We start from the raw sequence: 8,037 nt of genomic DNA on the forward strand, positions 1-8,037 counted from the left end.
GCCCGAGGCCTCCGCACCTTCTTCCGTGAGGTCAGATGTTGATCATGTGACCCGCGATGCCGTGGAAGGCCTCCTGGAGCGCCTCGGAGAGCGTCGGATGCGTGTGCACGTTGCGGGCTGCTTCGAGAGCGGTGAGATCCCACTTCTGCGCGAGCGTCAGCTCCGGCAGGAGCTCGGAGACGTCGGGGCCGATCATATGGGCCCCGAGGAGCTCGAGGTGTTCGCCGTCGGCGACGACCTTGACGAACCCGACGGCCTCGCCGAGCCCGTTCGCCTTGCCGTTGGCACTGAACGGGAACTTCGCGACCTTGACGTCGTATCCTTCGTCGCGTGCCTGCTGCTCGGTGAGCCCGAAGCTGGCGACCTGCGGCGAGCAGAACGTGGCGCGCGGCATCATGCGGTAGTCCCCGAGAGCCATCGTCTCCGCTCCGGCGATGGTCTCGGCCGCCACGACGCCCTGGGCTTCGGCGACGTGGGCGAGCTGCAGCTTCGCGGTGACGTCACCGATCGCGTAGATGTGGGGCACGCTGGTGTGCATGTAGTCGTCGATCTCGATGGCGCCGCGCTCTGTCAGCTTCACCCCGGTCTTGTCCAGACCGTATCCCTCGACGTTGGGGGCGAACCCGATCGACATGAGAACCTTGCCGGCGTCGATGGAGCCTGCGGCGCCGTCTTTGCCCGTGTAGGCCACGGTGACCTTGTCGCCGTGGTCGGTGATCGACTCGACCTTGGTGGAGGTGAGGATCTCGACCCCGAGCTTCTTGTACTGGCGAGCGATCTCCTTGGAGACCTCGGCGTCCTCGTTCGGCAGGGCGCGGTCGAGGAACTCGATGATGGTGACCTTGACGCCGTAGTTCGTCAGCACGTAGGCGAACTCCATGCCGATGGCGCCGGCGCCGACGATCGCGATCGACTCGGGCAGATCGCGGGCGAGGATCTGCTCTTCGTAGGTGACGACGTTCTCGCTGAGCTCGACACCCGGCAGCAGGCGCACCGTCGACCCGGTGGCGATGATCGCGTTGTCGAAGGTGACGCGCTCCGACGACCCGTCGCTGGTCGCGACCTCGATGGTGTTCGCGTCGACGAACGTGCCGCGACCGTCGTACTCGGTCACCGAGTTCTTCTTCATCAGGTAGTGGATGCCCTTGACGTGCGTCTCGGCCACCTTGCGGCTGCGATCCCACGCCGCGCCGAAGTCGAACGACACGTCGCCCGAGATGCCGAACAGGTCGGCTTTGTGGGTGAAGGTGTGGGCGAGGTCGGCGTTGCGAAGCAGCGCCTTCGAGGGGATGCAGCCGACGTTCAGGCAGACACCGCCCCAGTACTTCTCTTCGATGATCGCGACGGACTTGCCGAGCTGGGATGCGCGCACGGCCGCGACGTACCCGCCGGGACCCGCGCCGAGGATGACGACGTCGTAGTGAGGCATGACCCCAAGCCTATCGCTCGGCGGGTCCGGCGGATCGCGGCCCGGACTCGGGCGAACCCGGCTCGCTCGGCGGTGTGCGGCGGCGCGTTGCGACGAGGTACACGACCGCGGCGATGATGGCGATCGCGATGATCCCGCTGATGACCCACGGGACACTCGGCGAGACGTCCGATGCAGGCGCCGGGGTCTCCGTCGGCGAAGGTTCGACCGTCTGCGTCGGGGCCGGGGTGGACTCCGTGGTCGTCGCGGTCGGAGTCGGCGTGGGTGTCGGCTGAGGTTCGGCCACCTGGAAGGAGTACTCGCCCGAGATCGGGTGACCGTCCGACGAGACGACCTTCCACTGCACCGTGATCGTGCCGGTGGCTGCATCCATGAGCGGCTGCGTCACGGTGGTCTCGACCACCTCGGGCTCGCCATCGGTCAGGGATGCGCCGTCGGCGTCCATGACCGCCACCTCGGTCGCGCCGGGCTCGGTCGACAGCACGCCGCTGAAGGTCAGGGTGAGCTGGTCGGGGAGCACCTCGACCGTGCTGTCGGCGTCGGGATCTGTGGAGATGAGCTCGTCGTGAGCGTGCGCGGGGGTCGCCACGAACACCGCCGCGGCGGCGAGGAGCACGGCGGTCAGGGCGGTGAGGAGGATGCGGAGTCGGCGGGCGATCGAATACGTCACCCGCCCGAGACTACCCGCGGGTTCCGGACTCGACACGGCGGGGCGTTTCTGAGTAGTTTCGAGTACCCCCCTTCGCGCACCGAGCGCGGTTTTCGGGGGTGCCGATCGGCTACGCTGGGTCATCGGAGAGGGAGGACCACCGTGGAGGAATACCGCCGCCCGGAACCGGACGACATTCACCGGGCCGGACGACCGGGTGACGCCGCCGACCGGCCCGCATCGAACGACACCACCCAGACGTTCGGGCACGATTCCGATCTGTCCTATGTTCCCTTCGGCAGCGAATTGAGCGAGACCGAGCTCGAGGCGATCGAAGCGCTCCCGACGGGTTCCGCACTGCTGCTGGTGCGATCCGGACCCACCGCGGGGGCGCGTTATCTGCTCGATTCCGATGTCACCACCGTCGGTCGCCATCCCGAAGCAGACATCTTCTTCGACGATGTGACCGTCTCACGTCGTCACGCGGAGATCACCCGCTCGGGCAGTGTCTTCGAACTCGTCGATCAGCGCTCCTTGAACGGCACCTACGTCAACGGCGAACGAGCGGACCGAGCGCGGCTCGACAACGGCGCCGAGGTGCGGGTCGGCAAGTTCCGTTTGAACTTCTTCGTGTCTCCGGCAGACCTGCCGGCCACGGAAGCCTGATGGCTCCCGCATCAGCCCGCGAACGCACGCCGTCCGCGGGCCTTCTGAGCATCGGCCAGGTGCTCGCGCGACTCGCCCCGGACTTTCCGAACCTCACCTCCAGCAAGCTGCGATTCCTGGAGGTCCAGGGCATCGTCACACCGGTGCGCACGGAGTCCGGCTACCGCAAGTTCTCCCACGACGACGTCGAGCGTCTTCGCCTCGCCCTCACGCTCCAGCGCGACCATTACCTGCCGCTGAGCGTGATCCGCGACTATCTCGTGGAGCTCGACGCCGGGCGCGAGCCGGCCCCGCCGACCTCGGTCAATGCGGCACCGATCGTCGCCGGACCGCGCCGGTACCGCCGCGAGGAGCTGTTGTCCGTGACGGGGTGCCCCGCTCAGCTGCTCAACGACGCGATCGGCACCGGCGTCGTCCACGGGGCCGAGACCTACTCCGAGCAGACGGTGACGCTGCTGAAGTCGCTGGTGGCTCTGCACCGGCACGGCATCGAGCCGAGGCACGTGCGCGCGCTGCGGCAGGGTGCCGAGCGTGATGCTGCGCTGATCGAGTCGGCGCTGGCTCCGCTGCTGCGCCGCACCGATGCGGCATCCCGCGGGCGTGCGGGTGAGATCGCCCCCGAGCTCGCGCGTCGACTCGACGAGATGCGCGGCGTCTACCTGCGCGCCGCCCTCGATCGACTGCTGACCTGAGCGACACGCCGAGCGCGAGGAGCGGATGTCGTTGCCCGGCGCGCTCGGCTGATCTAGCGTTGGGGATAACCGATCGGGAGGAGATGCGGATGGGCGCATTCGAGGCGAGTGGCGAACCCGCTTTCGTGACCGATCTGCTCTTCACCGACGGTCTGCCGCAGATGGACGACGAGGTCGGGTACCGCGGAGCCGTCGCCGCCCGCGCGGCCGGGATCACCTACCGACAGCTCGACTACTGGGCACGCACCGAACTCGTCGAGCCCACCGTGCGGGGCGCATCCGGATCGGGTTCGCAGCGGCTCTACGGCTTCCGCGACATTCTCGTCCTCAAGCTCGTCAAACGACTTCTCGACACCGGCATCTCGCTCCAGCAGATCCGCACGGCTGTCGAGCAGCTGCGTGCCGCCGGCATCCGGGACCTGACCGGCACCACCCTCATGAGCGATGGGGCCTCGGTCTACCTCTGCACCTCGAGCGACGAGGTGATCGACCTCGTCAGTCGCGGTCAGGGCGTGTTCGGGATCGCGGTCGGCAAGGTTCTGCGGGAGGTCGAGTCGACTCTCGTCGAGTTCGACCCGCAGGTGCCCGATCAGATGGATGAGCTCGCGGCGCGTCGCGCGGCCCGCACGGCGTGATCGATCACCGTCCCGTCCCGACGATCCCCTCGAGAACATCGACGGCTTTACCTGTGCCGTCTTCGGCGAGCATGCGCTCGGCAGCGGCACCGACAGCGGCGCGATAGGTATCCAAGCTCGCCAGCGCGTGACGCGCGCGTCGGGTGGTCAGTCGTGACGCGCGGATCGGCGTGGGCCCGAGGTGCTCGACCGCGAGGCGGGCACCCCAGAAGGGCTGGTCTGCGGCGGCCGCATCCAGCTCAGCCGAGAACATCCGTTCGCCGGCGGCTGTGGCGGCGTAGGTGAGACGGTAGAGCGGAGCGCTCTCATCGGCCGCGAATCAGATCCGGCGGCTCAGGAGGCGCCCTGCGCGGGGGCCGGGATGCGGCCGATCCGCATGACGCGATCCAGCAGCGCGTCGAAGTCGGCGGCGAGTTCCTGCGCGGAGTCGCCCGGCCAGATGTGCAGCGGCTTCGCGGCGCCCTGCGCCTGCTGGAGCGATGTGCGTTCGGGCAGCTGGGGAGAGAGGACCAGCGGTCCGAACATGTCGCGCAATTCCTTGATGCGGAACTGGTGCTCGATCGACTGGGGGCGCACGCGGTTGACGACGATGCCGAGCGGCTGCAGCCGCGGGGAGAGGCCGCGGCGGATCTCCTCGATCGCACGAAGTGCCCGGTCCGCGGCTGCGACCGAGAACAGGCCGGGCTCGGTGACGACCACGACGCGGTCGCTGGCCGCCCACGCGGTACGCGTCAGGGCGTTGAGCGACGGTGCACAGTCGATCAGCACGAGGTCGTACTCGGCCTCGATCGTCGCGAGTGCCTCCTCGAGCTTCCACACGTCTCGGACGCTCGGGTGCGGGCCGTCGAAGTTGATCGCCGACGGGCTGCCGATCATCACGTCGATCGTGCCGGGGTGCACCTTCGCCCAGCCGCTGGCGGTGATCGCCTGTTTGACGACCTTGTCCTTCGGATTGGCGAGGACGTCGGCCACGTTGAGGCGGCCCGCCACCTGGATGTCCATGCCCGTAGACACGTCGGACTGCGGGTCGAGGTCGACGACGAGGGTGCGAACGCCGCGGGCGAACGCAGCCGAGGCGAGCCCGAGGGTCACCGTCGTCTTTCCGACCCCGCCCTTGAGGGAACTGACGGAGAGTACGTGCACGAGGCACTACGTTACCGTCCCCTAGGCTGAGAGCACACTCGACCGATCCGCCATGCTCAGCGAGGTGCGCATGTTCCGAAAGATCCTGGTAGCCAATCGCGGTGAGATCGCCATCCGCGCTTTCCGTGCGGCGTTCGAACTCGGAGCGAGGACCGTCGCCGTCTTCCCGTATGAGGATCGCAACTCCCTGCATCGCCTGAAGGCCGACGAGGCCTATCAGATCGGAGAGCCCGGCCATCCCGTCCGTGCCTACCTCGACGTCGACGAGATCATCCGGGTCGCGAAGGAGTCGGGAGCCGACGCCATCTACCCGGGCTACGGCTTCCTGTCGGAGAATCCGGAGCTGGCGGAGAAGGCCGCGGCGAACGGCATCGTCTTCATCGGACCGCCGGCCCGGGTGCTCGAGATGGCCGGAAACAAGGTCACCGCGAAGGAGCACGCCATCGCCGCCGACGTGCCGGTGCTCCGCTCGACGCCCGCATCCGACGACGTCGACGTCCTGCTGGCGCAGGCCGACGACATCGGATTCCCGATCTTCGTGAAGGCGGTGGCCGGCGGAGGCGGCCGCGGCATGCGTCGCGTCGCGTCCCGGGAGGAGCTCGCTCCCGCGATCGCCGAGGCGATGCGCGAGGCGGGCAGCGCATTCGGCGACGCTCGGGTCTTCCTCGAGCAGGCCGTCCAGCGCCCGCGCCATGTCGAGGTGCAGGTTCTCGCCGACAAGTCCGGACACACGGTCCATCTGTTCGAGCGCGACTGCTCGGTGCAGCGTCGTCATCAGAAGGTGATCGAGATCGCGCCCGCGCCGAACCTCGACCCCGAGGTGGCGGCAGCGCTGCACGCCTATGCGATCGCGTTCGCCAAGTCCATCGACTACGAGAACGCCGGGACGGTGGAGTTCCTCCTGGAGACGGCCGGTCCGCGCGCGGGGGAGGTCGTGTTCATCGAGATGAACCCGCGCATCCAGGTCGAGCACACCGTCACGGAAGAGGTCACCGACGTCGACCTCGTGCAGTCTCAGATGCGCATCGCGTCGGGCCAGTCGCTCGACGACCTCGGTCTCGCGCAGGATCGGATCCACCTTCGGGGTGCTGCGCTCCAGTGCCGCATCACCACCGAGGATCCGACGCAGGGATTCCGTCCCGACACCGGGAAGATCACGACATACCGTTCCCCGGGAGGGGCGGGCATCCGACTGGATGGCGGCACGACCGCGGCCGGTGCTCAGGTCAGCCCGCACTTCGACTCGATGCTGTCCAAGCTCACGTGTCGGGGGCGCGATTTCGGGGCCGCGGTCCTGCGCGCGCGTCGCGCTCTCGCCGAGTTCCGCATCCGCGGCGTCTCCACGAACATCCCCTTCCTGCAGGCGGTGCTCGACGATTCCTCCTTCATCGCCGGTGACATCAGCACGTCGTTCATCGACGAGCGCCCGGAGCTGCTGAAGGGGCGGGAATCGAAGGATCGCGGAACGAAGATCCTCAACTGGCTGGTCGACACCACGGTCAACAAGCCGCATGGCTCGAATCCGGTCACCGTGGAGCCGCGTCAGAAACTGCCCGGGATCGACCTGGGGTCTGCCGCCCCTGCCGGGTCGCGACAGCGACTGCAGGAGCTCGGCCCCGAGGGGTTCGCGCGAGCACTGCGCGCGCAGACCGCTCTCGGCGTGACGGACACGACCTTCCGCGACGCGCATCAGTCCCTGCTCGCCACGCGCGTGCGCACCAAGGATCTTCTGGCCGTCGCACCCTACGTCGCCCGCATGACGCCGCAGCTGCTGTCGGTGGAGGCGTGGGGCGGGGCCACCTACGACGTCGCCCTGCGCTTCCTCAGCGAGGACCCGTGGGAGCGCCTGGAGAAGCTGAGGACGTCGCTGCCCAACGTCGCCATCCAGATGCTGCTGCGAGGTCGCAACACGGTCGGCTACACGCCGTACCCCACAGAGGTGACGGACGCATTCGTCCAGGAGGCGGCGATCGCGGGCATCGACGTCTTCCGCATCTTCGACGCCCTCAACGACGTCGCACAGATGCGCCCCGCGATCGACGCGGTGCTCGCGACAGGAACGGGAATCGCCGAGGTCGCCGTCTGCTACACCGGTGACCTGCTCAATCCGGCAGAGGATCTCTACACTCTCGACTACTACCTCGGGCTCGCCGACCAGATCGTCGAGGCCGGTGCTCATGTTCTGGCGATCAAGGACATGGCGGGGCTGCTCCGCCCCGCCGCCGCGGCGAAGCTCGTGTCGGCACTGCGTGAGCGCTTCGATCTCCCGGTGCACGTCCACACGCACGACACGGCGGGTGGGCAGCTCGCGACCTTGCTCGCCGCCAGCGCCGCCGGAGCCGACGCCGTCGACGCCGCCGCTGCTCCCATGTCGGGCACGACGAGCCAGCCGTCTCTGTCGGCCCTGGTGGCCGCGCTCGCCCACACCGAGCGAGACACGGGCTTGGAGCTCGACGCGGTGAACGACCTCGAACCCTACTGGGAGGCGGTCCGCAACCTCTACGCGCCGTTCGAATCGGGGCTGCCGGGACCGACGGGGCGCGTGTACCACCACGAGATCCCGGGCGGGCAGCTGTCGAACCTGCGCCAGCAGGCGATCGCGCTGGGACTGGCGGAGGACTTCGAGCTCATCGAAGACATGTACGCGGCCGCGAACGCGATCCTCGGGCGCGTCCCCAAGGTCACCCCGTCGTCGAAGGTCGTCGGCGACCTGGCACTGCACCTGGCCGCTGTCAAAGCCGATCCGGCCGACTTCGAAGCGCATCCCGAGAAATACGACGTGCCGGATTCCGTCGTCGGATTCATGGCGGGCGAGCTCGGAGA

Annotated in this window: 8 protein-coding genes; 4 read left to right on the top strand and 4 right to left on the bottom strand. The window is 68.3% G+C overall.

Annotated features, from left to right (window positions below; translation table 11 throughout):
- Positions 1–31 precede the first annotated feature (31 nt).
- Both lpdA and B4E30_RS16075 read right to left on the bottom strand, forming a co-directional pair.
- Positions 32–1,429, bottom strand: coding sequence for a dihydrolipoyl dehydrogenase (gene lpdA, locus B4E30_RS16070; protein WP_194383307.1), 1,398 nt, complete (start codon positions 1,427–1,429; stop codon positions 32–34).
- A 10-nt stretch (positions 1,430–1,439) separates the two neighbouring features.
- Positions 1,440–2,099: a copper resistance CopC family protein gene (locus B4E30_RS16075; protein WP_228480758.1), complete on the bottom strand. Its 660-nt coding sequence runs from the start codon at positions 2,097–2,099 to the stop codon at positions 1,440–1,442.
- Positions 2,100–2,240: 141 nt separating this feature from the next.
- Between B4E30_RS16075 and B4E30_RS16080 the strand changes: the two genes are divergently transcribed.
- The 3 genes from B4E30_RS16080 to B4E30_RS16090 all read left to right on the top strand — a co-directional run bounded on the left by B4E30_RS16080 (position 2,241) and on the right by B4E30_RS16090 (position 4,071).
- Entirely contained in the window at positions 2,241–2,744 is a 504-nt protein-coding gene (locus B4E30_RS16080; RefSeq protein ID WP_194383306.1) for an FHA domain-containing protein, read from the top strand.
- On the top strand, positions 2,744–3,436 hold the full coding sequence (locus tag B4E30_RS16085; protein ID WP_071043694.1) for a MerR family transcriptional regulator: 693 nt from the start codon (positions 2,744–2,746) through the stop codon (positions 3,434–3,436). The genes B4E30_RS16080 and B4E30_RS16085 overlap by 1 nt, the downstream gene beginning before the upstream one ends.
- An 89-nt stretch (positions 3,437–3,525) precedes the next feature.
- Complete coding sequence (locus B4E30_RS16090) at positions 3,526–4,071, top strand: MerR family transcriptional regulator (protein ID WP_071043693.1); 546 nt, start codon at positions 3,526–3,528, stop codon at positions 4,069–4,071.
- Positions 4,072–4,075: 4 nt separating this feature from the next.
- Here B4E30_RS16090 and B4E30_RS16095 read toward each other — a convergent pair whose 3' ends face one another.
- Both B4E30_RS16095 and B4E30_RS16100 read right to left on the bottom strand, forming a co-directional pair.
- The gene (locus B4E30_RS16095; protein WP_286717264.1) at positions 4,076–4,324 is read right to left on the bottom strand and encodes a hypothetical protein; all 249 of its coding nucleotides are present in this window, start codon (positions 4,322–4,324) and stop codon (positions 4,076–4,078) included.
- Between the two features lie 80 nt (positions 4,325–4,404).
- Positions 4,405–5,214 carry a ParA family protein gene (locus tag B4E30_RS16100; protein WP_071043691.1) on the bottom strand — a complete coding sequence of 270 codons (810 nt, stop codon included), beginning with the start codon at positions 5,212–5,214 and terminating at the stop codon, positions 4,405–4,407.
- Positions 5,215–5,284: 70 nt separating this feature from the next.
- Between B4E30_RS16100 and B4E30_RS16105 the strand changes: the two genes are divergently transcribed.
- Positions 5,285–8,037 (top strand): pyruvate carboxylase (locus B4E30_RS16105; RefSeq protein WP_286796244.1); only part of this gene is annotated, 2,753 nt, incomplete at its 3' end.

The sequence above is a fragment of the Microbacterium sp. UBA3394 genome (assembly GCF_002358725.1).
Classification (GTDB): domain Bacteria; phylum Actinomycetota; class Actinomycetes; order Actinomycetales; family Microbacteriaceae; genus Microbacterium; species Microbacterium luteum.

Excerpts from the sequence above, each read along its gene's own strand:
- B4E30_RS16095 (WP_286717264.1), bottom strand. The coding sequence starts at position 4,324 with ATGTTCTCGGCTGAGCTGGATGCGGCCGCCGCAGACCAGCCCTTCTGG.
- B4E30_RS16085 (WP_071043694.1), top strand. The coding sequence starts at position 2,744 with ATGGCTCCCGCATCAGCCCGCGAACGCACGCCGTCCGCGGGCCTTCTG.
- lpdA (WP_194383307.1), bottom strand. The coding sequence starts at position 1,429 with ATGCCTCACTACGACGTCGTCATCCTCGGCGCGGGTCCCGGCGGGTAC.
- B4E30_RS16090 (WP_071043693.1), top strand. The coding sequence starts at position 3,526 with ATGGGCGCATTCGAGGCGAGTGGCGAACCCGCTTTCGTGACCGATCTG.